The 25,600-nt window shown below is 69.7% G+C and carries 24 protein-coding genes, 1 pseudogene and 1 riboswitch; of the genes and pseudogenes, 19 read left to right on the top strand and 6 right to left on the bottom strand.

Annotated elements, in window-relative coordinates:
• The first annotated feature begins 67 nt into the window (after positions 1–67).
• The 7 genes from L942_RS03580 to folK all read left to right on the top strand — a co-directional run bounded on the left by L942_RS03580 (position 68) and on the right by folK (position 6,721).
• Positions 68–871: an ESX secretion-associated protein EspG gene (locus L942_RS03580; RefSeq protein WP_037354806.1), complete on the top strand. Its 804-nt coding sequence runs from the start codon at positions 68–70 to the stop codon at positions 869–871.
• 157 nt (positions 872–1,028) lie between these two features.
• Complete coding sequence (locus tag L942_RS03575) at positions 1,029–1,850, top strand: ESX secretion-associated protein EspG (protein WP_037354803.1); 822 nt, start codon at positions 1,029–1,031, stop codon at positions 1,848–1,850.
• 206 nt (positions 1,851–2,056) lie between these two features.
• Complete coding sequence (ftsH, locus tag L942_RS03570; protein WP_037354801.1) at positions 2,057–4,459, top strand: ATP-dependent zinc metalloprotease FtsH; 2,403 nt, start codon at positions 2,057–2,059, stop codon at positions 4,457–4,459.
• Positions 4,431–5,045: a GTP cyclohydrolase I FolE gene (folE, locus tag L942_RS03565; protein ID WP_037354797.1), complete on the top strand. Its 615-nt coding sequence runs from the start codon at positions 4,431–4,433 to the stop codon at positions 5,043–5,045. The genes ftsH and folE overlap by 29 nt, the downstream gene beginning before the upstream one ends.
• Positions 5,046–5,071: 26 nt before the next feature.
• Complete coding sequence (folP, locus tag L942_RS03560; RefSeq protein ID WP_051165685.1) at positions 5,072–5,878, top strand: dihydropteroate synthase; 807 nt, start codon at positions 5,072–5,074, stop codon at positions 5,876–5,878.
• A complete protein-coding gene (folB, locus tag L942_RS03555; RefSeq protein WP_037354792.1) occupies positions 5,871–6,230 on the top strand; it encodes a dihydroneopterin aldolase in 360 nt (119 codons plus the stop codon). The genes folP and folB overlap by 8 nt, the downstream gene beginning before the upstream one ends.
• Entirely contained in the window at positions 6,227–6,721 is a 495-nt protein-coding gene (folK, locus tag L942_RS03550) for a 2-amino-4-hydroxy-6-hydroxymethyldihydropteridine diphosphokinase (RefSeq protein ID WP_037354788.1), read from the top strand. The genes folB and folK overlap by 4 nt, the downstream gene beginning before the upstream one ends.
• Before the next feature lie 4 nt (positions 6,722–6,725).
• Here folK and L942_RS03545 read toward each other — a convergent pair whose 3' ends face one another.
• Positions 6,726–7,661, bottom strand: coding sequence for a MerR family transcriptional regulator (locus L942_RS03545; RefSeq protein WP_037354786.1), 936 nt, complete (start codon positions 7,659–7,661; stop codon positions 6,726–6,728).
• 70 nt (positions 7,662–7,731) lie between these two features.
• On the opposite strand from L942_RS03545, the gene L942_RS03540 reads away from it, so the two are divergent.
• From L942_RS03540 to L942_RS03510, 7 genes and pseudogenes are all read left to right on the top strand, one after another.
• Positions 7,732–8,184 (top strand): DUF3180 domain-containing protein, encoded by a 453-nt coding sequence (locus L942_RS03540; protein WP_037354783.1) that lies wholly within the window; start codon positions 7,732–7,734, stop codon positions 8,182–8,184.
• A 69-nt stretch (positions 8,185–8,253) separates the two neighbouring features.
• Positions 8,254–10,140: a DUF6779 domain-containing protein gene (locus L942_RS03535; RefSeq protein ID WP_037354782.1), complete on the top strand. Its 1,887-nt coding sequence runs from the start codon at positions 8,254–8,256 to the stop codon at positions 10,138–10,140.
• 584 nt (positions 10,141–10,724) lie between these two features.
• Positions 10,725–11,831 (top strand): PrsW family intramembrane metalloprotease, encoded by a 1,107-nt coding sequence (locus tag L942_RS03530; protein ID WP_037354778.1) that lies wholly within the window; start codon positions 10,725–10,727, stop codon positions 11,829–11,831.
• Between the two features lie 253 nt (positions 11,832–12,084).
• Positions 12,085–12,993: pseudogene (locus L942_RS03525) on the top strand (Rossmann-like and DUF2520 domain-containing protein); the annotation flags it as partial.
• A complete protein-coding gene (gene panC, locus L942_RS03520) occupies positions 12,990–13,898 on the top strand; it encodes a pantoate--beta-alanine ligase (protein WP_037354771.1) in 909 nt (302 codons plus the stop codon). The pseudogene L942_RS03525 and the gene panC, both read left to right, overlap by 4 nt.
• Positions 13,899–13,910: 12 nt before the next feature.
• A complete protein-coding gene (gene panD / locus L942_RS03515; RefSeq protein WP_037354769.1) occupies positions 13,911–14,405 on the top strand; it encodes an aspartate 1-decarboxylase in 495 nt (164 codons plus the stop codon).
• A 44-nt stretch (positions 14,406–14,449) separates the two neighbouring features.
• Positions 14,450–15,223 (top strand): type III pantothenate kinase, encoded by a 774-nt coding sequence (locus L942_RS03510; RefSeq protein ID WP_037354766.1) that lies wholly within the window; start codon positions 14,450–14,452, stop codon positions 15,221–15,223.
• On the opposite strand, the gene L942_RS03505 is transcribed toward L942_RS03510, so the two are convergent.
• The gene (locus L942_RS03505; protein WP_037354763.1) at positions 15,220–15,954 is read right to left on the bottom strand and encodes an SDR family oxidoreductase; all 735 of its coding nucleotides are present in this window, start codon (positions 15,952–15,954) and stop codon (positions 15,220–15,222) included. The two genes, L942_RS03510 and L942_RS03505, sit on opposite strands and share 4 nt — an antisense overlap.
• Positions 15,955–16,047: 93 nt before the next feature.
• Between L942_RS03505 and L942_RS03500 the strand changes: the two genes are divergently transcribed.
• Positions 16,048–16,902 (top strand): sigma-70 family RNA polymerase sigma factor, encoded by an 855-nt coding sequence (locus tag L942_RS03500; RefSeq protein ID WP_037354761.1) that lies wholly within the window; start codon positions 16,048–16,050, stop codon positions 16,900–16,902.
• Between the two features lie 3 nt (positions 16,903–16,905).
• Here the strand turns inward: L942_RS03500 and L942_RS03495 are convergent, their stop codons facing one another.
• Together L942_RS03495 and L942_RS03490 are read right to left on the bottom strand one after the other, a co-directional pair.
• Positions 16,906–17,220: a DMT family transporter gene (locus tag L942_RS03495; RefSeq protein ID WP_037354758.1), complete on the bottom strand. Its 315-nt coding sequence runs from the start codon at positions 17,218–17,220 to the stop codon at positions 16,906–16,908.
• Between the two features lie 34 nt (positions 17,221–17,254).
• A riboswitch (guanidine-III (ykkC-III) riboswitch) is annotated at positions 17,255–17,317 on the bottom strand.
• Positions 17,318–17,366: 49 nt separating this feature from the next.
• On the bottom strand, positions 17,367–18,131 hold the full coding sequence (locus tag L942_RS03490) for a class I SAM-dependent methyltransferase (protein WP_037354755.1): 765 nt from the start codon (positions 18,129–18,131) through the stop codon (positions 17,367–17,369).
• 82 nt (positions 18,132–18,213) lie between these two features.
• Between L942_RS03490 and lysS the strand changes: the two genes are divergently transcribed.
• Together lysS and L942_RS03480 are read left to right on the top strand one after the other, a co-directional pair.
• Positions 18,214–19,722, top strand: a complete 1,509-nt coding sequence (gene lysS / locus L942_RS03485) for a lysine--tRNA ligase (RefSeq protein ID WP_037354848.1) — start codon at positions 18,214–18,216, stop codon at positions 19,720–19,722.
• Positions 19,723–19,884: 162 nt separating this feature from the next.
• On the top strand, positions 19,885–20,238 hold the full coding sequence (locus L942_RS03480) for a histone-like nucleoid-structuring protein Lsr2 (RefSeq protein ID WP_037354752.1): 354 nt from the start codon (positions 19,885–19,887) through the stop codon (positions 20,236–20,238).
• 123 nt (positions 20,239–20,361) lie between these two features.
• On the opposite strand, the gene L942_RS03475 is transcribed toward L942_RS03480, so the two are convergent.
• On the bottom strand, positions 20,362–21,189 hold the full coding sequence (locus tag L942_RS03475) for a helix-turn-helix domain-containing protein (RefSeq protein ID WP_037354749.1): 828 nt from the start codon (positions 21,187–21,189) through the stop codon (positions 20,362–20,364).
• A gap of 67 nt (positions 21,190–21,256) precedes the next feature.
• Between L942_RS03475 and L942_RS03470 the strand changes: the two genes are divergently transcribed.
• Complete coding sequence (locus L942_RS03470; protein ID WP_037354746.1) at positions 21,257–21,826, top strand: TIGR03086 family metal-binding protein; 570 nt, start codon at positions 21,257–21,259, stop codon at positions 21,824–21,826.
• Positions 21,827–21,844: 18 nt separating this feature from the next.
• Here the strand turns inward: L942_RS03470 and L942_RS03465 are convergent, their stop codons facing one another.
• Positions 21,845–22,660, bottom strand: coding sequence for a (2Fe-2S)-binding protein (locus tag L942_RS03465; protein WP_037354743.1), 816 nt, complete (start codon positions 22,658–22,660; stop codon positions 21,845–21,847).
• A 365-nt stretch (positions 22,661–23,025) separates the two neighbouring features.
• On the opposite strand from L942_RS03465, the gene L942_RS03460 reads away from it, so the two are divergent.
• A complete protein-coding gene (locus L942_RS03460) occupies positions 23,026–25,575 on the top strand; it encodes an ATP-dependent Clp protease ATP-binding subunit (RefSeq protein ID WP_037354740.1) in 2,550 nt (849 codons plus the stop codon).
• Positions 25,576–25,600: the final 25 nt, after the last annotated feature.

The raw sequence follows: 25,600 nt of genomic DNA, 5'->3' as shown, positions 1-25,600 counted from the left end.
GGGCGCGTGACCGGACCGGTCACGCGCCCGCCAGCGTTCGCAATCACTCGGGGTAGGGGGTTGGTCGATGCCGAACGCGGAGCTGCTCGCGCCGATCGAGGTGGACTTCCTGTGGGAGTCGGCCGGGATGGGCGAGCTGCCGTATCCGCTGCGGATCCGTTCGCACGGCGCGACGATGGACGAGCGCTCGGCGCTGCGCACGCGCACGCTCGGCGCACTGGCGGACCGGGGGCTCGCGGACAACCGGGGCAGGCCCGCCCCGCACGTCGAGGACTACTTCGGCATTCTCGCCTCGCCGGACGTCAGCCTGGACACCGTCCAGCTGCTCGACCCGAACGGCGAACCGCTGCTCGCGGTCGCGGGCAGCTTGAACGGCGAAGGCCTGTTCGCGGTGCAGGACCAGCGCGGGCTGCACCTGCACCCGTGCGCGCCGGACGGGCTGGCCACGGCGATCATCTCGCTCCTGCCGGGCGCTCCGCGCGGTACCGAGAAGTCGATCACGGTGCCGCTGGAGCAGCTGGTCGGCGCTTCCGGGGTCGACTTCATGCAGCGGCGCGGCAACCAGGTCGACGCCTCCGGCCGTGCGAGCGTGGACGAGGACCGCAAGGCACTCGCCCGGCTGCACGCCCAGCAGCGCCTGCGCGGCGGCCAGATCGGCGCGAACGCCCGCAACCGCCTCGGCGGCCGCAGCCGGTCGACCGTGCTGAGCTGGTTCGACACCGAAACCGGCCGGTACTTCACGCAGGCCAGTCAGGGGCACGACGGCCGCGACTGGATCACCATCGCGCCCGCCGACGCGGCGACGCTGCGGCACCGGCTCGGCGAAATGCTCGCCGGGGTGGCCGACCAGGCCAGCGCGGGCGCGTTCTGACCCGAGCCGACCAGCCCGGATCCGGCTGAGCCGAGACCGCTCCGAGGCCGCGTCGGGCGCGCGGGAGGCGCCCACCGCGGCGTCGGGGCGCTTGAAGACTGCCGATCCGGCGCTACGCTGGGCCGGAAATCGTTGACCGGAGGGTGAGCAGCACCGGATGCACCAAGAGTTCTTCTCGCCGCTGGCGTTCGACTTCCTGTGGGAATCCGTGGAGCTGGGCGAGCTGCCCTACCCGCTGCGCGTGCGTTCGCACGGCGCGACGATGGACGAGCGCGTGTCGTTGCGGCACCGGGTCGACACCGAGCTGAAGGCGCGCGGCATCCGCGACGCGCGCGGCCGCGTCGAACCCGACGTCGAGGACTGGCTGACCCTGCTCGCGCGCGCTCCGCACTCCATCGACGCGTTGCACATCCCGCAGTTCGAGGCGCATCCGGTCGCGCTGCTCGCCGCGGGCGACGAACGCACCGGCGTGGTCGCGATCCAGGACGCGGACGGCATCTGGCTGCGCCCGATCCCGCCGGACGCACTGGTCTCCACGATCGTCGAACTGCTGCCCGGTGGTCCGCGCGGCAGTGAGGCGTCGGTCACGCTGCCGCTGGACGAGGCGTTGCACACGCAGCCGATCCGGGTTCCGGTCGCCGCGGGCGGCGGCCAGCCCGAGGAAAAGGGCGGCCGGCGGGCGAAGCGGCAGTCGCTCAGCGAGCGCGCCACCGTCGATCCGCGCGAGACCTACGCGCTCATCGCGGGCCAGCCGCGGCTGCGCGGCGGTCAGCTGGCAGCGAACAGCCGGTCGCCGCTGGGAACCCGGCAGCGGTCGCGGGTGCTGGGCTGGTTCGACACCGCCACCGGACGGTATTTGAGCTTGTCGAGGGCGGGTTCGGACGGCCGCGAATGGGTCACCGTCGCCCCGGCGGACCCGCCCACGCTGCGCAGCAGGCTGGGTGAAATGGTGGCCTCGGTGGCGGTCGACACGCGGTAACCGGCCGACGTGTCGTCCCGGACCGGGAACCCTGGCGCGGGATCGGCCGTTGACCTGCGAGAGGCTCGCCAGGCTTCCCCGCCCGTCCGGACGGTACCCTGGTGGGACGGGTGCCCGGCGGTGCCCACGGGTTGTCAAGATCGCGATGGCGGGTATCACAGGATCCGCCCAACCAGGGAGGGTCGAGGCCGCAAGGGCCGAGTCGTATGAACCGGAAGAGCGTGCTCAGGAACCCACTGCTGTGGATCGTCGCGGGGTTGCTGGCGTTGTTCGCCTACAACACGATCTTCGACAGCGATCGTGGCTACACCCAGGCTCCCATCTCGACGGCGATGGGCCAGGTGGCCCAGAACCACGTCAAGGAAGCCAGCCTCGAAGACAAGGAGCAGCAGCTCAAGCTGCAGCTCGCGCAGAAGATCGACGTCGACGGCCAGCAGACTGACAAAATCGTCGCGCAGTTCCCCGCGGGTGCCACGCAGGAGATCTACGACAAGCTGATCGCCGCGCAGAGCGGCGGCCAGCCGGTCAAGTTCACCACCAAGGTCACCCAGCAGAGCCTGCTGACCCAGATCCTCATCTTCGCGATCCCGCTGGCGCTGGTGCTCGGCCTGCTGATGTGGATGATGAACAACGCCCAGGGCGGCGGGAACCGCGTCCTGAACTTCGGCAAGTCGAAGGCGAAACAGCTCAACAAGGACATGCCGAAGACCACCTTCGGCGACGTCGCGGGCGCGGACGAAGCGGTCGAAGAGCTGTACGAGATCAAGGACTTCCTGCAGAACCCGGCGCGTTACCAGGCGCTCGGCGCGAAGATCCCGAAGGGCGTGCTGCTCTACGGACCGCCCGGCACCGGTAAGACGCTGCTGGCGCGTGCGGTCGCCGGCGAGGCGGGCGTGCCGTTCTACACGATCTCCGGTTCGGACTTCGTCGAGATGTTCGTCGGTGTCGGTGCTTCGCGAGTCCGCGACCTGTTCGAGCAGGCGAAGCAGAACGCGCCGTGCATCATCTTCGTGGACGAGATCGACGCGGTCGGCCGCCAGCGCGGCGCGGGCCTCGGCGGCGGCCACGACGAGCGCGAGCAGACGCTGAACCAGCTGCTGGTCGAGATGGACGGCTTCGACGCCCGCGGCGGCATCATCCTGATCGCGGCCACCAACCGGCCGGACATCCTCGACCCGGCGCTGCTGCGCCCGGGCCGGTTCGACCGGCAGATCCCGGTGTCCGCGCCGGACCTGCTCGGCCGCAAGGCGATCCTCGAGGTGCACGCCAAGGGCAAGCCGATCGCGCAGGGCACCGACCTGACCGGGCTGGCCAAGCGCACCGTCGGCATGTCCGGTGCGGACCTGGCCAACGTGCTGAACGAGGCCGCGCTGCTCACCGCCCGCGAGAACGGGCACGTGATCACCGACGCCGCGCTCGAGGAATCGGTCGACCGCGTGGTCGGCGGTCCCGCGCGCAAGAGCCGGATCATCTCCGAGAAGGAGAAGAAGATCACCGCCTACCACGAGGGCGGGCACGCGCTCGCCGCGTGGGCGATGCCGGACATCGAACCGGTGTACAAGCTGACGATCCTGCCGCGCGGCCGCACCGGCGGGCACGCCCTGCTGGTGCCGGAGGACGACAAGCAGCTGATGACCCGGTCGGAGATGATCGGGCGGCTGGTGTTCGCGATGGGCGGCCGCACGGCCGAGGAACTCGTGTTCCACGAGCCCACCACGGGCGCGTCGTCGGACATCGAGCAGGCGACGAAGATCGCCCGCGCGATGGTCACCGAATACGGCATGAGCGCGCGGCTGGGCGCGGTGAAGTACGGCCAGGAGCAGGGCGACCCGTTCCTCGGCCGGTCCGCGGGGCGGCAGGCGGACTACTCGCTCGAGGTGGCGCACGAGATCGACGAGGAGGTGCGCAAGCTCATCGAGACCGCGCACACCGAGGCGTGGCACGTGCTGAACACCTACCGCGACGTGCTCGACAACCTGGTCATGGAGCTGCTGGAGAAGGAAACCCTGCAGCGCAAGGACCTCGAGCGGATCTTCGCGACGGTCGAGAAGCGCCCGCACATCACCGTCTTCAACGAGTTCGGCGAGCGCACGCCGTCGGACAAGCCGCCGATCAAGACCCCGGGCGAGCTGGCGATGGAGCGCGGCGAGCCGTGGCCGCCGCCTGCTCCGGAGAAGGAAAAGCGTGCCCTGCAGCCCGCTCCGACCCCGGTCGCCACGGCCCCGGGCGCGGGCGAACTGCCCGGGGGCCCGCCGTACCAGGCGCCGGACCCGAACGCGAACCCGTACGCCCCGCCGCCCAACGGCGGCCGTCCGGGCGGGCCGAACGGCACCGGCCGCTGGGGCCAGCCGTATGGTGGTCAGCAGCAGCCGGGCGGTCCGGCAGGCGGCGGCTACCAGCCCGGTGGCCCGGGCGGTGCGCAGAGCGGACCGCCGAACTACGGGGCGCCTCCGGGCTGGACCCCGGCGACGTCCCCGGGCGGCCAGCAGCCGTGGCGCCCCGCCGAAGACCGTCCGCGTGAGCAGGGCTGGTTCGCCGACGGCGCGAACGGCCAGCAGCCGGACGAGGGGCAGCATCGGCGTGACGTCGACGGATCAGACAAGCAGTAAAGACGGCAGCCGCCCGGTCTTCGATCAGGACCGGGCGGAGCGCGCCGTTCGCGAGCTGCTGCTCGCCTGCGGCGAAGACCCGGATCGGGACGGTCTCCAGGACACCCCGGCCCGGGTCGCTCGCGCTTACCAGGAAATGTTCGCCGGCCTCTACACCGATCCGGACGAGGTGCTGGCGCGGACGTTCGACGAATCGCACGAGGAGCTCGTGCTCGTCACGGACATCCCGATGTATTCGAACTGTGAACACCACCTGCTGCCCTTCCACGGCGTGGCCCACGTCGGCTACATCCCGAACGGAGACGGCAAGGTCACCGGGCTGTCCAAGCTCGCCCGGCTGGTCGATCTCTACGCTCGCCGTCCGCAGGTGCAGGAGCGGCTCACCTCGCAGATCGCCGACGCGCTCGTGCGGAAGCTGGAGCCGCGCGGCGTGATCGTGGTCGTCGAGGCCGAGCATTTGTGCATGTCGGTCCGCGGGATCCGGAAGCCGGGTTCGCGGACCACCACGTCGGCGGTGCGCGGGATGCTGCGGTCGTCGGCGACGTCGCGGGCCGAGGCGATCGAGCTGATCCGGGGGCGCCGGTGATCCCCCGGCCGGGGCGGTGCGCGGTGATGGGCGTGCTGAACGTGACACCGGATTCGTTCTCCGACGGCGGTCGCTACCTCGATCTCGACCAGGCGCTGGAGCACGCGCGCGAGATGTGGGCGCGCGGCGCGGACCTGATCGACGTCGGCGGCGAATCGACGCGGCCCGGAGCTTCGCGGGTCGACGCGGAGACCGAGGCCGCGCGCGTCTTGCCGGTGATCCGGCAGCTGGCTTCCGAGGGCGTCGTGCTGTCCGTCGACACCACGCGGGCCGCGGTCGCGGAAGCCGCGGTGGCGGCGGGTGCGAAGGTGATCAACGACGTTTCCGGCGGGCTCGCCGATCCGGCGATGGGCCGGGTCGCGGCGGAAACCAAGGCGCCGTGGGTGCTGATGCACTGGCGCGGGCACAGCAAGGACATGAACGCGCTGGCCACGTACACCGATGTCGTCGCCGAGGTGCGCGGCGAGCTGCTGCAGCGGGTCGACGAGGCGATCGCGGCCGGGGTGTCCGAAAGCGAGATCGTGCTCGACCCGGGGCTCGGGTTCGCGAAGCACGCCGAGCACGACTGGGCGTTGCTGCACGGGCTGGATTCGTTGCTGGGCTTGGGTTTCCCGGTTTTGGTGGGGGCTTCGCGCAAACGTTTCCTCGGCCGGCTGCTGGCCGGGAAGGACGGCGTGCCGAGGCCGCCGGACGGCCGCGAGATCGCCACCGCGTCGATCTCGGCGCTGGCCGCGGCTGCGGGGGCTTGGGGCGTGCGGGTGCACGAGGTGGGGGCTTCACTGGACGCCGTGGCGGTGGCCGCGGCCTGGCAGCAAGGGCGGGCCGATGGCTGACCGCATCACGCTCACCGGACTGCGCGTGTTCGGCCGGCACGGGGTCTTCGAACACGAGAAGCGCGACGGTCAGGAATTCGGCATCGACATCGTCGCGTGGCTCGACCTCGGGCCGGCCGCGGCGTCGGACGACCTGACCAAAACGCTGCACTACGGCGAGCTGGCCGAACTCGCGGCGGGGATCGTCGCCGGGGAGCCGTACGACCTGATCGAGAGCGTCGCGGGGAAGATCGCCGACGAGGTCATGCACGACGACCGGCTGACCGCCGTCGAGGTCACGGTGCACAAGCCGTCCGCGCCGATTCCTCTGACGTTCGATGACGTCGCGGTCACCATCCGGCGGGAGCGGTGAGCCGCGCGGTCCTGTCGCTGGGCTCCAACCTCGGCGACCGGCTCGGGTACCTGCGCAGCGCGGTCGACGCGGTGCGCCCGGCGCTCGTCGCGGTGTCCGGCGTGTACGAGACGAAAGCGTGGGGCGTCGAGGACCAGCCGGATTTCCTGAACGCGCTGTGCATCGTCGACGACCCGGCACGCGACCACTGGGCGTGGCTGCGTGCCGGGCAGGCGGCCGAACAGGCGGCGGGCCGGGTGCGTGAACTGCGCTGGGGCCCGCGCACGCTCGATGTCGACATAGTGACAGTGCAGGGCGTGACGTCCGACGATCCGGAGCTGCTCCTGCCGCATCCCGGGACGCCGGACCGGGCGAGCGTGCTGATCCCGTGGCTCGAGATCGACCCGGACGCCGAGGTGCCCGGGCACGGCCGGGCCGCGGACCTGCTCGCCCGGCTGCCGGAAGCCGACCGGGCGGGCGTGGTCCTGCGGCCCGGCCTGACCCTGGTCTAGGGGGTCAGGCCCGCAGCGCCGCCAGCAGGAACCGCACTTCCTCCTGGCGGCTCGGGATGGCGGGCCAGCCGTTGATCGTCGCGAGCAACTGCCAGTACCGCTCGGCGCGCGGATCCGCCCCGGCGGCGATGCCGTCGGCCAGCTTGGCGCGGACCGCCGGGTCGGCCGGGTCCTGGCCGGGCCGGGCCGAAGCGGTCGCGATCGCGTCCGCCAGCGCCCGTCCGGCCGGGGAGTCCGGCGCGTGACCCGCATCGAGCGCGGACCGGGCGTCGTCCATCCAGGCGGTCCAGTTCTCCTGCTGCGCCTTCGCCGGCCGCTCGTACTCGCCGGTTTCCCGCGCGGTCGAATGCCGCTCGCTCATCGCGCGGATGGACTGCCGGAATCCGGGGTCTTGCACGAGCTCGGCGAATTCGATCCAGGCCTCCAGCTGTTCCGGCGTCGGATCATCCGGAAGATCCGGTTTCGCCGATCGCATGCGCGCGTAGAACTCCGGATCGACGTTGAGCCCTTCCATCATTTCGGCCCAGAACTCGTCGACCAGACGGCGGCGTTCCTCGTCCGGCATTTGGGCGATGCGATTCATCAGTTTCACTTCCTCCAGTTCGGAATCCCGTTTCAGCACCGCGCGCAAGACCGCGCGGCGCAGCCGCAACCGCCGGATCTGCTCGTCGAGGGCGTCGACGTGGCTGGTCGCCAGGTCGCGCACGGTCGTCTCGCGCGCCAGTGCGCGGGAGACGTCGGGCAGGCCGATGCCCAGCTCGCGCAGCGTCCGCACCAGCTCCAGCCGGGCGAGCGCGTGCGCGTCGTACAGCCGGTAGCCGGCTCCGGTCCGCTGCGTGGGCGGGAGCAGGCCCTCGTCGGAGTAGAACCGGATGGTCTTCACCGGCAGCCCGGTGCGCCGGGACAGTTCGCCGATCGTGAAGACCGTCGGGGCAGGCATGTCAGGCATCGTGGAGTCTCCAGTCACTGGAGAGTCAAGCCTGCCAGAACCGGCTCGGTACGGTGGAGGCATGCACTTCACGCGGTCCCGGGACCTGGTCGTGGCCGCGGTCCTCGGCCTCGCCGTGGTCTACGTGCTGTTCCAGGCCGCTTACGGCGATCTGCCGCAGCTGCCCTTGCTCGCCGGGGTGACTTTCGCGGTGCTCGCGGTCGCCGAGGCGGGATTGGCGTTGTCGATCCGGTCGCGGATCAAGTCCGGCCGGGTGCACGGGGAAGCGGTCGGGATCGCCAGGGCGGTGGCGCTGGCGAAGGCGTCTTCGCTGGCCGGGGCGTTTCTCGGCGGCGGCTGGCTGGCCGCGTTCCTCTACGTTTTCCCGCGACGTGACGAACTCGTCGCAGCGGTCTCCGACAGCAAGTCGGCGGTCGTCGGGGCGGTCTCGTCGGCGCTGCTCGTAGCTGCCGGTTTGTGGCTCGAGCACTGCTGCCGGACCCCGCCGGACGACCGCGGTACGACGACCGGTTAACGCTTCGATGGCGCCGCTCGAAGTACCGACTAGGTCTCATTCGGATCACCAGAAGGTACGGTGTCAGGCATGACTGGCGTGGGTGACGACTCGCACGGCCGCCGCCCTGGCAGGCCGTGGCTTGTCGTCGGATTGCTCCTCGCCGTCGGCGCCACCCTCGCATTGGTGCTGAGCGACGACCTCCGGTACCTCCGGCTCGGGATCGTCGCCGCGCTCTGGGCTGCCCTGATCGGCGCCTTCCTGGCTGTCCGGGCCCGCAAGAACGCGGCGCACAGCGAGGACGCGGTCGCCGAGGCGCAGGCGGTATACGAACTCGAGCTGGAACGCGAAATCGCGGCCCGGCGCGAATACGAACTCGAACTCGAAACGGAAGCGCGCGAGGCCGCGCAGGCACAATCGCGCGAAGAACTGGATGCGCTCCGTGCCGAAGTGGCTGCGCTCCGCGAAAGCCTGCAATCGCTGTTCGGCGGCGAGGTGCTGCTCGAACGCGTCGCGCTCACCGCGCAGGCGACCCGGATGCGTTCGCTGAACGACGAGCAGCGGCTCGTTTCGGCCGGTTCCGAGACCAAGAACGGCAACGGCAAGAAACCGGCTCAGCTGCTCGCTCCGAAGAAGCCGGTGGTCGATGTCCCGGAGCGGCCGACCGAATTGATGGACCGGGTGCTCGACGCGAATCCCGCGGGCCGCCGGCCGGCGAACGGGACCGCGAAGACCAATGGCGCCAACGGGACTTCCGGTGCGAACGGTTCGATCGCCGCCGGACTGAACGGTTCCGCGCCGAAGGGCGACCGTTCGACTCAGCTGCGCACCCAGCAGATGCCGCGGCTCAAGCCGAAGCGTCCGGAGCCGCCCGCCGAGCCGGAGCCGTTCGAGGACGACGTCGAAGCGGACAGCCCGGCTCCGCGCCGCGAGGCGCGCGCCAACCTGGCGGAGGCGTTCGTGCCCCGTAGCGACTCGGGTCCGCACGAGGGGCGCGCCAGCGTGGCGGACGCCTTTGCCGCGCGTGAGCCCCGCAATGGCGGCTCGGAGCCGCCTGCCCGGCGGCCTGCCCGCGGCGCGGCACCGGAGCCGCCGGCCGAGCGTGGTCCCCGTGGGGGTGCGCCGAAGCCGCGTGGCGACCGTGCGCCGGAGCCGCCGGAAACTGAGCGCCACTCCGGATCGCACGTCATTCCGGAGCCGTTCGAGCAGGACGAGGTCGCGCGCAACGTGACTGAGCCGTCGCCTCGTGAGGCGGAGCGGGTTCGGGAGCCGCGCGGCGCGGGCGCGCCGCGAGCTGCGCGGCCGCAGAAGGACGCGCCGGAGCCGCCTCGGCGGCCGGCCCCCGACGCGCAGCCGACCCGGACTGTCGCGCCGGTGAGCAAGCCCGAGCCAGCGGTGAAGGAGGAGCGGCCGGTGCCCCGGCTGTCGGCGCGGCCCGCTCCGAAGCGGCCGGAACCCGCGGAGCAGACGGCGGTCTCTCCTCCGGTCGAACCGCCAGCGCATCGACATGCAGAGCCTGCCCCGAAGGAGAAAGCGGTGCCGGAGAAGGAAACCGCGGTGGAGTCGCAGACTCGCGCGCCGTCGCGGCTGGAGCAGTTCTCGCGGACGGATTTGTCGCCGTTGGCCGAGGACACGCCTACTGGGCGGCACGGCGCTCCGGGTTCGGACTCGGTCAATCCGACGTTGCCGGAGGCGGTGCGCAGTTCGGTCAGCAGCGGGACCGGCGGGCGGCGGCGTCGTCCGGAGCCGGAGTCGTCCCCGGCTCCCTCGTCGGGCGGGCGTCGGCGGCGGCCGGAAGGGGAGCCGCCTGCATGGGAGGCTTCTGCCGGGGAGAGTGCGGGGGAAGAGTCCGGGCGCCGGTCCGCGGGCGCGGCCTCGACCGGGCATCACGCTTCGGGTCGGTCGGTGACTGAGCTGCTTGCGGCGAATGGGAAGACTGACGGGAGTCCTCGGCGGCGGCGTCGGGCGGAGGATTGAGTCCTTCCGGGGGTCGGCGTCGGCTCGTCGCCTGGCGGCGACATTGCCGTGGTGAGTGCGTGGGGCACCCCGAAGCTTGATTGTGCTGACGGACGGCGGGTGCTTGTCAAGGCGGGAAAGATGCCTTGACAAGCACCCGCCGTCCGCAGTTTGGCTTCGTATCGGGGTGCAGGGCCAGGGCTGGGTGCCTCGATGGTTGGGTGCAGCGGCGGGGGCTGGGTGCCTCGGAGCACGTAGCAAACCCACGGCCCGATCGTTGGCCGGGCGGGGGCTGGGTGCCTCGATGGTTGGGTGCAGCGGCGGCGGTTGGGGCGCGGTGGGCTGAGGCCTCGATCGTTGGGTGTGCGGGCTGCGGTTTTGGGTGGCGGGTGGGTGTGAGTGAGCTCTGGGGGAATCGGGGGCGTGGCGGTGGCCCTCACGGCGTTTAGCGAGTGTCACTCGCGATATCCCGCAGAGGGCTGAACAGCGCACGTCCAACCGGCGTCGCTGCTGGGCCCTGCGTATGGTGACCGCTCGTGAACGGCACCCTTTCCGCTACGCCGCCGGGTTCTGCGTCCACTTCGCCTCGTTCGCGGCATATCACCGTGCTCCTTCCGGTGCTCGGGTTGATCGTCGTGGCGTTGTGCGGGCTTTTTCTCTTCGGGCTCGCGACTGCGCGCGTCGGGTGGCTGGCCGTCGCGATCGGGGTGGTCGCGGCGTTGCTGCCGGTGGGCGTGGTGGTCGCCGGGTTGCTCTGGGTGGATCGGTGGGAGCCGGAGCCGGCGAAACTGCTTCTGATCGCTTTCGCTTGGGGCGCTTGCATTGCCACCGTCACCGCCTTGCTGATCAACACCGGGGCGGAAGCGTTCGGGGACCTGCTTCTCGGCGGGGGCAACGGCAGCAAAGTGAGTGCGCTGGTCTCCGCGCCGCTGGTCGAGGAAGCCGCGAAGGGCGTCTTTGTCCTGTTGATCTTCTGGCGGCGCAACCAGGAATTCGACGGGATCGTCGACGGGGTCGTCTACGCGGGGTTCGCCGCCGCTGGGTTCGCCTTTACCGAGAACATTTATTACTTCGGCCGCGCCTTCGCTGACCATGGCTTCGGCGACGGCACCAGCTCTGGCGTGCTCGCCGCTTTCCTCGTGCGGGGCGTGCTTTCGCCGTTCACGCATCCGCTGTTCACCGCCATGACCGGCATCGGGTTCGGCATCGCGGCTCGGTACGCGCAGCGGTGGATCCGGATCCTCGCGCCGCTCGCCGGGTATCTCGCCGGGGTGTTCCTGCACGCGCTCTGGAACGCCGCGGCCACGCTCAACGGCGGGAAGTCCTTCCTCACGCTGTATTTCCTGGTCATTTTGCCGCTGCTGATCGCCGCGATCTACGTGATCGTGGTGCAGCGTCGGAGAGAACAGCGGATTGTCGCCGCCGCACTGCCGAAGATGGCGGCTGCGCGGTGGATCGCGCCGTCGGAGATCGATCTGCTCGCCAGTTTGTCCGGGCGACGGCAGTGGCGGAAGCAGGCGCGCAAGGAATCCGGGCGGGCGGCCGCGCGGGCGGTCGGGCGATATCAGGCAAGCGTGACCGAACTCGCATTCCTCCGGCGCACCCGGCTGCGCACCGAACAGGACCGGCGGCGGCAGGAAGAGTTGTTGCAGGCACTGCGGGAAGCACGCGCGGATGCGGTGCGATTGGCGAACAATCGCGACAATCGGTGAACGTTCCCCGTCCGGGGTAGCTCGACCGTGCCAAAAGTGGCGTCCCACCGGGGGATTCGCGGTAGCGGGGGCCGCGCGAAGCCGCGCACCAATAAGGTACGGGCGCGATGGGGCGCCCCGGGTGAAGCTGGTCACCCAGGCACCGCGATCCGCCCGGGTCGGGGCTACTCTCGCGCCGTCGTCTGGTACCCGCGACGAAAGAGCGGGACTGGAACGAACATGAGGAGTTTCGAGCCATGAGCGTCCACAGGCGCACGCCATGAACCGACCGGCCCGCCTTGCCGTGGGCGTCGTTTCCGCCGGCCGCGTGGGCAGTGTCCTCGGTGCGGCATTGGCCAGGGCAGGCCACACCGTAGTCGCCGCTTCGGGCCTGTCCGCGGCTTCGCTGAACCGCGCGGAACGGCTGTTGCCGGAGGTCCCCTTGCTGCCGCCCGACGAAGTCGTGCGGAGAGCCGATCTCGTGTTGCTCGCGTTGCCGGACGACGCGCTCGCCGGCACCGTCCGTGGCCTGGTCGCTACGAATTCGGTACGGGCGGGCCAGATCGTGGTGCACACCTCGGGTGCGCACGGCATCGACGTGCTGGCCCCGGCCGCGGAAGCCGGTGCGCTGCCGCTCGCGCTGCACCCGGTGCTCACCTTCACCGGCCGCGAGGAAGACCTGGAACGGCTTGTCTCGGCCAGCATCGGCGTCACCGCGGCGCCGGACGACGACGCGGCGTGGAACGTCGGCGAAGCGCTCGCGGTCGAGATGGGCGCCGAACCGGTGCGGATCCCCGAATCCGCGCGGGCCCTGTATCACGCGGCGCTGGCACACGGCGCGAATCACCTGATGACGCTGGTCGCCGACTGCACCGAAACCCTGCGCGACGCCGGAATCGGACAACCGGAACGACTCGTCGCACCGCTGCTTTCGGCGGCATTGGACAATGTCCTTCGCCACGGGGACCGCGCCCTCACCGGACCGGTCCCGCGTGGTGATCTCGGCACCGTCCGCAAGCACCTCGACGTGCTCACGGAACGGGCGCCGCAGATCGCCCCGGCCTACCGGGCGCTGGCCCGGCGCACCGCCGAACGGTCCCGCGCCGCCGGCCTGCTCGATCCCGCGGCCGCGGGCGAACTGACCGATCTTCTCGCCGACCCCGCCGAAGGACAGACTCCGTGACGACACCGAAATTCCAGCGCGGAACGCTCAACACGTTCCAGCCGCCCGAGCACATCAGCAAGGTGAGCCAGGCGCTGCGCAGCGTCGGCCGGAAGGTCGCGCTGGTGCCCACCATGGGCGCGCTGCACGACGGCCACCGCGAACTGCTGCGCCGCGCGAAGCGGCTGCCGAACACCGTCGTCGCCGCGTCGATCTTCGTGAACCCGCTGCAGTTCGGCGAGGGCGAGGACTTCGAGGCGTACCCGCGGCAGCTCGAGGCCGACTTGGCGACCTTGTCCGAAGCAGGGGCCGAACTCGCCTTCACGCCGAAGGCCTCGGACCTCTACGCGGACAACGCGATGGTCACTGTGCACCCCGGCCCGCTCGGCGACGAGCTCGAGGGCGCTGCCCGGCCCGGGCATTTCTCCGGGGTGCTGACGGTCGTCGCGAAGCTGTTCAACCTGCTGCGCCCGGATTACGCGTTCTTCGGGGAGAAGGACTACCAGCAGCTGGTGCTCATCAAGCGGATGGTGGCGGACCTGAACATCGACACCCGCGTCATCGGGGTGCCGACGGTCCGGGAGCCGGACGGCCTGGCGCTGTCCTCGCGCAACGTCTACCTGACGCCGGAACAACGCGAAGACGCCGTGGTGCTGTCGGCCGCTTTGGCGGCCGGGGCGCACGTCGGGCGGGACGGAGCCGAGGCCGTGCTGGAGATGGCGCGGAAGACGCTCGCGGCTCGTCCCCAGGTGGAAGTGGATTACCTGGAATTGAGGGGAACCGATTTGGGGCCGGCGCCCGTCGACGGAGAGGCGCGGTTGCTGGTCGCGGCCCGGGTGGGGAGTACCCGGCTGATCGACAACGCGGGAGTGCTGCTCGGAAAAGCCGTGGAACATCCGAGCGCGGATCCGGACGCAGGGGAATAGGGAGAGTCCACGATGTATCGCACGATGCTGAAATCGAAGATCCACCGGGCCACGGTGACCCAGGCCGACCTGCACTACGTGGGTTCGGTCACGGTCGACGAGGACCTCATGGAAGCCGCCGATCTGCTCGAGGGCGAGCAGGTGTCCATTGTGGATGTCACGAACGGCGCGCGGCTGGAAACCTACGTGATCACCGGCGAGCGCGGCAGCGGCGTGCTCGGCATCAACGGCGCCGCCGCGCATCTGGTGCACCCGGGCGACCTGGTCATCCTGATCGCCTACGGGCAGATGGACGACGCGGAGGCCCGGACCTACCGGCCGCGGGTGATTTTCGTGGACGATTACAACCGGATCGTCGAGCGCGGGCACGACCCGGCGCACGCCCCGGACGGATCGGGTCTGCTGAGCGGCACGGTCACACTGCCCGAAGAGGACACGATGACCTTCCCGGTGGCCGAAACCGCGGACGCGCGCCGGCTCGACGCCTTGCTGCACGCCGAAAACTGAACCTGTCCCGGCGGCGGTCGCGAGCCGCAGTAAGGAAGACCTCGTTGCTGCTCACTGTCGACGTCGGCAACACCAATATCGTGCTCGGCCTCTACCAGGGCGCCGAACTGGTCGGTGACTGGCGGATGCGCACCGACGCGCGGATGACCGCGGACGAACTCGCGCTCACCGTGCGCGGCCTGCTCGGCCCGCACGCCGACGCGGTCACCGGGATCAGCGCGCTGTCCACGGTTCCCGCGGTGCTGCGGGAATTGCGGGTGATGCTCGGCCGCTATTACGCGCGGGTGCCGAAGGTCGTGGTCGAGCCCGGCGTGCGCACCGGGGTCGCGCTGCTGGTGGACAATCCGAAGGAAGTCGGCGCGGACCGGCTGGTGAACACCCTTGCCGCGCACCATTTGCACGCCACCGCGTGCGTGGTGGTCGATTTCGGCACCTCCACGAACGTCGACGCGATCTCGGCCCGGGGCGAATTCCTCGGCGGGGCGTTCGCTCCGGGCATCGAAATCTCGGTGGACGCGCTCGCCGCCCGCGCGGCCGCGCTGCGCAAAGTGGAACTCGTCCCGCCGCGTTCGGTGATCGGCAAGAACACCGTGGAATGCCTGCAGTCCGGCATTCTGTACGGGTTCGCCGGCCAGGTCGACGGGCTCGTCCGGCGGATCGTGCGCGAATTGCGGCACGACAGCTCGGAGCCGGTCACGGTGATCGCCACCGGCGGCCTCGCCCCGCTGGTGCTGGGCGAATCCGAGACGATCAAGGAACACGTGCCGGACCTGACGCTGCTCGGCCTGCGGCTGGTGTACGAACGGAATGTGCGTTAGCCGAACTGCTCGGCGAGGTAATCCTCGAAAGTGCGGACGCCGGTGTCCGCGTCGAGGTTGAGGTTGCCGTTCGCCCGATAGACCTTTCCGGCCGCGCCGGGAATCCGCATCGGCATTTTCCCCCGCCGGCGGCCGCTGGCCCGCAAATACTTGTCGACCAGCTCGCCCATGCGGTACACCTTCGGCCCGGCCAGATCCCGTACCCGTCCGGCCGGGCCGCCGAGCGCCAGCGCGGCGATCCGCTCGGCCACTTCCCGGGCGTCGACCGGCTGGAAAGTGATCGCGGGAACCGGCACGATCGGCAGTTTCGCCGCGGCCCGCACGGCATTGAGGCAGAAACCGTGGAACTGGGCCGCACGCAGGATCGTCGACGGCACGTCCGACGCGGCGACGAGCTTTTCCGCCTCGTGCTTGCGGCGGAAATAGCCCAGCGGCACCGCGTCCGCGGCGATCACCGAAATGAAGACCAGGTGGCCGACTCCCGCCCGCTCGGCGGCGCGGACCAGATTCGCGGTCGTCACGTCGTCGCCTTTCGGGCCGCCGGCCAGGTGCACGACCACGTCGGCGCCGTCGACCGCGGGGGCGAGCCCTTCACCGGTCCTCAGGTCGCAGGCGAACCGGCCGGGGCCGTTCGCGGTGCGGCTGAGGATGCGCACCTTCGCGTCGCCGAGAGCGGGAACGACCAGCTTGCCGAGGGTGCCGGTGCCGCCGGTGACCAAGATCGTCGTCATGGCAATTCCTTCCGGGTACAGTGCCGCTGGGTTTGGGCACTGGGGGGTGTCCTACTGGGATGAACCCGCCCATGAAGGAGATGTGACAGACAGGTGGATGGAAGAGACCTGCTCGCGGTCCAATTCGAGGAACAGCGGCCGCGGCTCCGTGGGGTCGCCTACCGGATGCTCGGTTCGCTCGCCGAGGCGGACGACGCGGTGCAGGAAGCCTGGCTCCGCGTCGACCGCGCGGACATCTCCGAAGTGCAGAATTTCCCTGCCTGGCTCACCACGGTGGTGGCGCGGGTGTGCCTGAACCTGCTGCGCGCGCGTGAACGCCGCCGCGAGGACTCGCTGGACGCGTTCCCGCTCGACCGCGGCGACGACGGCGCCGACCTCGCCGAAGAAGCCCAGCTGGCCGATTCCGTCGGCCTGGCGATGCTGGTGGTACTCGACGTTCTGGGCCCGGCCGAACGGATCGCGTTCGTCCTGCACGACATGTTCGCGGTGCCGTTCGAGGACATCGCGCAGATCCTCGACCGCAGTCCGGCGGCGGTCCGGCAGCTGGCCAGCCGGGCCCGTCGCCGGGTGCGTGGCGGAGAAGCCGGGCCAGCGGACGCGAGCAAGCGGCGCGGCGTCGTCGAGGCGTACCTGGCCGCTGCTCGCGAGGGCGACTTCGCGGGACTGTTGAAGGTGCTCGACCCCGACGTCGTGCTGCACTCGGACACCGGCGCGGCGCCGGTGGTGCTACGCGGCGTCCGAGCGGTCAGCAAGGGCGCGCTGCTCGCATCGGAAGTCGCGCGCAGCACGCAGGTCGCGTTGGTCGACGGCGTTCCCGGTCTGGTGCTCGCCCCGCGCGGCCGGCTGGCCGTGGTCCTCACGTTCGTTTTCGACGGTGACCTGATTACCGGGATCGACGTGATTTCCGCGCCGGAGCGGCTGCGCGGGCTGGAGATCGCGCTCGGATGAAGATCAGTGGAACAGTTTCAGCCCGACGACCCCGGCGACAATCAGCACTAGGCAGGTGATCCGGCCGACGGTGAGCGGATCGTTCATCGCGACGATCCCGTAGACCGCGGTCCCCACCGCGCCGATGCCGACCCACACCGCGTATCCGGTGCCGAGCGGAATTTCGCGCAAGGAATACGCGAGACCGGACATGCTGAGCAGCAGCGCGCCGCCGAAGAGCAGGCTCGGCCAGAGCTTGCTGAAGCCTTTCGAAGCGCCGAGCGCCGCGGCCCACACGGTTTCGAGAAATCCGGAAACAACGAGAACGAGCCAAGCCATGACCAGAGAACCTTTCGCAGTGACGGTTACGTTCACTGCGCCGTCTTGTCGTGACCGGGTACGACGCGCTCGTCCGGGGCGGGAGCACCGCCGCTTCCGAAATTAGCACTTCGCGGCCGGCCCGAGGTGGTGATTTCGGTCGCCGCTCAGCTCCGCCGGGCCCGCAGAACCGTGGTGACCAGCGGATAGTCGAATTCGCCGGTTCCGGCATGCGGAACAGTTTCGAGGTACGCCCGCGCTTCGGCGAGCCGGCGCTCTCGCTCTTCGTCCGACGCGACCAGCAGAAGCGAATGCGTGGCCACGGTCGCCAGCAGCGAGTCGATCGAGCGGCGGTGCGAGTGGGTGAACCGCTCCCGCTCGAACGGGCCGAAGCCGTCCGCGCGCAGCGGCTGGTCCGGTTCGGCGAACCCGCGGCTGACGCCGGTGCGCACCAGCCGGGAGAATTCGAGCACCCACGGCACGGATTCGTCGTCGTGATTCCACAGCGCGGCCACGACCCCGCCCGGCCGCAGGACCCGGCGGATCTGCTCGAACGCCGGCGCCAAAGCGAACCAGTGCAGGGCCTGGCCGACGAATACCGCGTCCACCGATTCGTCCGGCAGCGGGATGTCCTCGGCCTTGCCGAGCAGCGCGGGAACGTCCGGCAGCCGCCGCGACAGTTCGGCGAGCATGCCCGGATCAGGTTCGACCGCGGTCACCGAGCGGCCGAGGGCGACCAGTCCCTCGGTGAGTTTTCCGGTGCCCGCCGCCAGGTCCAGCACGTCGCGGACCGGCCGGTTCGCACCGGACATGCCCCATTCGAGTGCCGTCCGGGGATAGTCCGGGCGGTGCCGGGCGTAGGCGCTCGCTTGGCCGCCGAACGAAGAAGCCCGCCGGGCGCGCAGTTCCGCATCAGTGCCGGGATCGCTCACGAGTAACCACCTTAATACCGTGAGTGCCCCGGAAGGGGAATCCGGTTGACGCGGTTCACCAGCGGCTTCGTACGCTATGGCCATGACCGAATTCCCCGCGTCCGACGCACTGCCCGATGACGACCTGCCCGAACAGATGCGGGTGCGCCGGGACAAGCGCGACCGGATAATCGCGGAGGGCGCCGATCCTTACCCGGTAGAGGTTCCGCGGACGCACACTCTCGCGCAGATCCGTGCCGAACATTCCGGTCTCGAAGCCGACACCAGCACCGGCCAGACGGTCGGCGTCACCGGTCGCGTCATGTTTCTCCGCAATACGGGCAAACTGTGTTTCGCCACTCTTCGTGAGGGCGACGGCACGGAACTGCAGGCGATGCTGAGTCTCGCGCAGGTCGGGGCGGAGTCTCTCGCCGCGTGGAAGTCCGATGTCGATCTCGGCGACCACGTATTCGTGCACGGCGAGGTGATCACTTCCAAGCGCGGCGAGCTTTCCGTGCTGGCCGACAGCTGGCAGATCGCGGCGAAGGCGTTGCGCCCGCTGCCGGTCGCGTTCAAGGAGCTGGCCGAGGAAACGCGAATCCGCCAGCGTTATGTCGATCTGATTATGCGCCCGCGCGCCCGCGACGTGGTGCGCACGCGCTCGGGCGTGATGCGCTCGCTGCGCGAGTCGTTCCATCGCCGGGGATTCACCGAGGTCGAGACGCCGATGCTGCAGACGCTGCACGGCGGGGCCGCGGCCCGGCCGTTCGTCACGCATTCCAATGCCTTCGACCTCGAGCTGTACCTGCGCATCGCGCCGGAGCTGTACCTCAAGCGCTGCGTGGTCGGCGGGATCGAGAAAGTTTTCGAGATCAACCGGAACTTCCGCAACGAGGGCAGCGACTCCTCGCACTCGCCGGAGTTCGCGATGCTCGAGTACTACGAGGCGTACGCCACTTACGACACGAATGCCGTGATGACCCGGGAACTCATCCAGGAGGCCGCGGAGAACGTGCTCGGCACCCAGGTCGTCACTCTCGCCGACGGAACCGAGTACGACCTTTCCGGCGAATGGACGACACTCGGCATGTACGAGTCGCTCTCGGAAGCGCTCGGCGAGGAAGTGACGCCGGATACGCCCGCGGAAGCACTGCACAAGATCGCCGCGGCGCGCGAGATCGAGGTGGATCCCAAGCTAGCGCACGGTAAACTCGTCGAAGAACTGTGGGAACACCTCGTCGGCGACGGACTGCACGCCCCCACATTTGTCCGGGATTTCCCGCTCGAGACGTCTCCGCTCACCCGGCAGCACCGCAGCCGTCCGGGCGTGGCCGAGAAGTGGGACCTGTACGTGCGCGGATTCGAACTCGCCACCGGATACTCCGAGCTGGTGGATCCGGTCGTGGAACGGCAGCGGCTCACCGAACAGGCGCGCCTCGCCGCCGCCGGGGATAGCGAGGCGATGCGTCTCGACGAGGATTTCCTGCGCGCGCTCGAGTACGGAATGCCGCCGAGCGGCGGGGTCGGAATGGGGATCGACCGGCTGCTCATGGCACTCACCGGGCTCGGTATCCGCGAGACGATCCTCTTCCCGCTCGTACGGCCCGAATAGGTCGGCGCTCGCCGCGCGGTCGAGATTTTCTCAATGCGGATTTGCCTACGGCGGGGCAAGCGGGTATTAATATGGGTGTCAAAGACTTCTGTAGCTCGGGGCTTGCCCCGAAACCAGATCATGTAGCCAGATCATTCGGGCAAGCCCCGCAGGAGGAATCAGATGGCACAGAAGGTGCTGGTCTCTCTGGTCGACGACCTCGACGGCAGTGAGGCGGAAGAGACCGTCGAGTTCGGTTTGGACGGTGTGAGCTACCAGATCGACCTGTCGAGCGAAAACGCCGAGGAACTGCGGGACGCGCTGGCGCAGTATGTCGAGCACGCGCGCCGCGCCGGCGGCCGCAAGCGCGCGCCGCTGCGTCCGGTCGCCGGCGGCAAGTCCCCGGCCCGCCCGGCCGCGGTCGACCGCGAGCAGAACCAGGCGATTCGCGCGTGGGCCCGCAAGAACGGTTTCCAGGTTTCCGACCGCGGACGCATCCCGTCGGAGGTCGTCGAGGCTTACCACAAGAAGAACTGACCGGGCATTTCCGGAACTCGCGGAAGCGGTCCTCCGGTTAGCGAACCAGGAGAGACCAGTCTTCGCGGACTGCACGCCGAACGGCCGTCGGGAACATTCCCGGCGGCCGTTCGGCGTTCCGCATTAGTTTCCCGGCTTTGCGCCGTCCGGGGTGCAGGAGATCAGCCGGCGAGCGGAACGGGCGTACTCCGCGGGAGGGGCTCCGGTCACCGCGCGGAAATCGCGGATGAAGTGAGATTGGTCGCTATAGCCCAGCCGAGCCGCCAGTTCCGCGTAATCCGGCTGGATCGGTGCGGCCAGCAACCGCGCGGCTTCGTTGAGGCGGTAAATCCGGATCGCCCACTTCGGCGTTGTTCCGACGTGCTCGGCGAACAACCGCTGCACTGCCCGGATCGACAGTCCGAGCGCCGCCGCCAGTTCCGCGACCCGGGTGATCCCGGGATCCGCGGCGATTGTTTCCACCGCCTCCGCGGCCGCCCGGGTCTCGGGAGGAATGGGACGGCGGCATGCGATCAGCAAGTTGTCGATCGCAGTGATCATTTCCGCGTCGGTTCGCGCATTCCGGATGGATTTTTCCGCGCGCGCGGCGGCCGGCCCGAAGATCTCGGCCACGGCGACCGAGCGATCGGCGAGGGCGCGCACCGGGGCGCCGAGGAACGGGCGGAAACATCCGGGCCGGATCCGGGCCCCGATCCCGTGCACGCGTCCGCTGAGCCGGTGGGTGAAAAGCCGGTGCGCCGGACCGTAAACCCCGCACGCGCCGGGGAAGAACGTCACGTGCACCGACAGATTCGGCAGCACGTGCTGTTCGTGGGGTTCGGCGAGGTTCCAGCGCAGGATCCAGTGGTGTTCCACGAAATCGCGCAGTTCCGGGGCGGGCGGATGCCGGGTCAGCGTGAACTTGGTGCGAGCCGTCCGCTCGTTCAGGATGCCGCTCGGGATCCGCCGCATGGCTGAAAACAGTAGTGCGTCGCGTAATTTCAAGACGGACGCCGCGACGGGTGGTTGGCTCGGGCGCATGTCGAATCACTCCGCACTGCTCGCCCCGGCAGCCGCCGAACTGCGGCGCGTCGCGGCGGCCGCCCCGTCGCTGACCGCGCCGACCGCGTGCGCCGACTACGACGTTCGCGGCCTTCTCAACCACCTTCTCTACTGGGGCCCGTGGCTCGCCGCCGCGATCCGGCACCAGCCTTACGAACCGCCCGCGCCGACTGAGGCGGAGGCCTCCCTGGTCGGGGACGACTGGCCGAAGGCGCTGGAGGCGATGATCGACGACGTGCTCGCCGCGCTCGCCCCGCCGGAGGCGTGGACTGGCACCGTCACCTTCGGCGGATCCGAACTGCCCGCCGCGGTGGTCGGTGACATGGTGCTCGTCGAGCTTGTCGCGCACGCCTGGGATCTGACTCGGGCGAGCGGCACCGAGCTGAACTGTCCGGACGAAGCCGCCGAGGTGGTTCTCGCGTTCGCTGCCGGGATGGGCGAGAAGGCCCGCGCCGGCGGTGTCTTCGGCCCGGAAGTCGCGGTGCCGGAAACCGCTCCGGTGCTGCACCGGGCGCTGGGCGCGACGGGACGGGACCCGTACGCCTGAGATTTCACTCGATGGAGATCAGCGGCGGCAGACGCGCGGACAGCTGTCGCACTCCGCTTCGCCGGGCAGGAGATAGGAGAAGCAGCAGCTCTCCCGGCGGCGCTGCCAAACCCGGTGTCCGTCGTCGTTGACGGCCATGCGCAAGGTGGACGCCGAGGTCAGCGGGCGGTACTGCGCGTCGAGCACCAACGCGGCATCCGCGACGCCAGCGCCCTCGGCCTCGGCTGTTCCGCCCTGCTTGCCGACTCGCCACAGCGCACCGTCCAGCGCGTCTGTAGCGGCCGCCCAGAGCATGCGACGGCCGAGTCGGGTGCTCTGGGCGTAGGCGTGGACGAAGCGCGCAGCGTGGCGAATGAACTGCGCGCGCAGCACAGCGGCAAGCGCGCGTTCGTCTTGTACGACGGTGGCCTCCGGGCGGACGCTTCCCGGGTCGCTGGGCAGGCAGTAGAAGGCGTCGCCGAGCACGGCCATGCCCTCCGGATGCGGGCGGTCGGGGCCGAGACCGAACGCGAGCTGCTCCGGCTCGAGCGACGGCACTCGGCGCTCGTGGTGCAGCAGCAGCGCGCCCACGTACGCGGGGACGTACAGGTACCAAGACATGACATAGCTGGCCGCTGTCCGCGCTGGTGCTGCGCCGTGCTGGTCAAGCAGCCAATCGGTCAGCCGCGACCGCCATTCGCCGAACAACGAGGGCTGTTCCAGGAGGTCAGCGCAGCGGAACCAGCCCTCAGGGACGTCGCGGCGCAGCTCGTACCGGGCGCTGGCGCGCAGCACGGAGGACGCGAGACCGTCTCCGATCTCGCGGGCGTCGTCGCGCGAGCGCTGCGGGTTCATCGGGCCACCCCTGCCAGTTGTATTAGGTGTGCCTAACCTTACATATGCCGCGTGATTGCGCCAATCGGGTGGCCAAGGGGGTGAGACCACCCGGACACGCGGGGGTGTTCGCGCTGAGCGGACAGGGGCGCCGGGGCGGAATCCTGATCCGGTCCCGTACGTTCGAAGGGGAGTAAAGGTGCAGCGCAACCGGATGAAGAGCGGTGACCGACCGGGTCGCCGTCCGGGTGCGAAGGGGCCGCCGGAAGCCGTAGTGGTACGCAAGCGCGACCGCTTGGCTACTAGAGTGGTCTCACGGTGCTGTCCGCCGTGGACGCGATCCGCGGAGGTTACGGGCCGCCGACGCAGCAGTCGAGGGAGTGCGCATGTTTGAGAGGTTCACCGACCGCGCGAGGCGGGTGGTCGTCCTGGCCCAGGAAGAGGCCCGGATGCTCAACCACAACTACATCGGCACCGAGCACATCCTCCTGGGTCTGATCCACGAGGGTGAGGGTGTCGCCGCCAAGGCGCTGGAGTCGCTGGGCATCGCCCTCGAGGGCGTGCGCCAGCAGGTCGAGGAGATCATCGGCCAGGGCCAGCAGGCTCCGAGCGGGCACATCCCGTTCACGCCGCGGGCGAAGAAGGTGCTGGAGCTGTCGCTGCGCGAGGCGCTGCAGCTGGGGCACAACTACATCGGCACGGAGCACATTCTGCTCGGTCTGATCCGCGAGGGCGAGGGCGTCGCCGCGCAGGTGCTGGTGAAGCTCGGTGCGGACCTCAACCGGGTCCGTCAGCAGGTGCTGCAGCTCCTGTCGGGCTACCAGACCGGCGAGAAGTCCGCCGAGAGCGGTTCCGGCCGCGGCGAGGGCACGCCGTCGTCGTCGCTGGTGCTCGACCAGTTCGGCCGCAACATGACCGTGCTCGCCCGGGAGGGCAAGCTGGACCCGGTCATCGGGCGCGGCAAGGAGATCGAGCGGGTCATGCAGGTGCTGTCCCGCCGGACCAAGAACAACCCGGTGCTCATCGGCGAGCCGGGCGTCGGCAAGACCGCCGTCGTCGAGGGGCTCGCGCAGAGCATCGTCAAGGGCGAGGTGCCCGAGACGCTGAAGGACAAGCAGCTCTACACCCTCGACCTGGGCTCGCTGGTCGCCGGTTCGCGGTACCGCGGTGATTTCGAAGAGCGCCTGAAGAAGGTGCTCAAGGAGATCAAGACCCGCGGCGACATCATCCTGTTCATCGACGAGCTGCACACGCTCGTCGGCGCGGGCGCGGCCGAGGGCGCGATCGACGCGGCGTCGATCCTGAAGCCGATGCTGGCCCGGGGCGAGCTGCAGACGATCGGCGCGACCACGCTCGAGGAGTACCGCAAGTACATCGAGAAGGACGCCGCGCTGGAGCGTCGTTTCCAGCCGATCCAGGTGGGCGAGCCGTCGCTGGAGCACACGATCGAGATCCTGAAGGGTCTGCGCGACCGGTACGAGGCGCACCACCGCGTCTCGATCACCGATTCGGCGCTGGTGGCGGCCGCGACGCTGGCCGACCGCTACATCAACGACCGGTTCCTGCCGGACAAGGCGATCGACCTGATCGACGAGGCCGGGGCCCGGATGCGGATCCGCCGGATGACCGCTCCGCCGGACCTGCGCGAGTTCGACGAGAAGATCGCCGACGTGCGCCGGGACAAGGAGTCCGCGATCGACGCGCAGGACTTCGAGCGGGCCGCGCGGCTGCGCGACGAGGAGAAGCAGCTCCTCGGCCAGAAGGGCGAGCGCGAGAAGCAGTGGAAGGACGGCGACCTGGACGTCGTCGCCGAGGTGGACGACGAGCAGATCGCGGAGGTGCTGGCCAACTGGACCGGCATCCCGGTGTTCAAGCTCACCGAGGAGGAGACGACCCGGCTGCTGCGCATGGAGGAGGAGCTCCACAAGCGCATCATCGGCCAGGAGGACGCGGTCAAGGCCGTCTCGCAGGCGATCCGCCGCACGCGTGCGGGCCTGAAGGACCCGAAGCGCCCGTCCGGTTCGTTCATCTTCGCCGGCCCGTCCGGTGTGGGTAAGACCGAGCTGTCGAAGGCGCTGGCGTCGTTCCTGTTCGGCGAGGACGACGCGCTGATCCAGATCGACATGGGCGAGTTCCACGACCGCTACACCGCTTCGCGGCTGTTCGGCGCCCCTCCGGGCTACGTCGGCTACGAAGAGGGCGGGCAGCTGACCGAGAAGGTGCGGCGCAAGCCGTTCTCGGTGGTGCTGTTCGACGAGATCGAGAAGGCGCACCAGGAGATCTACAACACGCTCCTGCAGGTGCTGGAGGACGGTCGCCTGACCGACGGTCAGGGCCGGACGGTCGACTTCAAGAACACGGTGCTGATCTTCACCTCGAACCTGGGCACCTCGGACATCTCGAAGTCCGTGAGCCTCGGCTTCTCCTCCGGAGCGGATTCGACGAACCGCTACGAGAAGATGAAGCAGAAGGTCAACGAGGAAATGAAGAAGCATTTCCGCCCGGAGTTCCTGAACCGGATCGACGACATCATCGTCTTCCACCAGCTCAACCAGGAACAGATCATCCAGATGGTGGATCTGATGATCGGCCGGGTCGAGACGCAGCTCAAGGCCAAGGACATGGAGATCGAGCTGACCGAAAAGGCGAAGGCGCTGCTGGCCAAGCGCGGCTTCGACCCGGTGCTCGGCGCCCGGCCGCTGCGTCGCACGATCCAGCGCGAGATCGAGGACCAGCTGTCGGAGAAGATCCTGTTCGGCGAGGTCGAGCCGGGGCAGATCATCGTGGTCGACGTCGAGGGCTGGAGCGGCAACCCCGAGGACCGCGACGACGAGGCGCACTTCACCTTCCGGGGCGAAAAGCGTCCGTCCTCGGTTCCCGACGCTCCGCCGGTGAGCATCGGCACCGGCGAGAACGGCGAAGCCGAGAACGAGTGAATTAGCTAGCGGAAAAGGGCGGCTC

This window comes from Amycolatopsis orientalis DSM 43388 (genome assembly GCF_000411975.1).
Classification (GTDB): Bacteria; Actinomycetota; Actinomycetes; order Mycobacteriales; family Pseudonocardiaceae; genus Amycolatopsis; species Amycolatopsis orientalis_D.
This window is presented reverse-complemented; position numbering and strand designations above follow the sequence as displayed.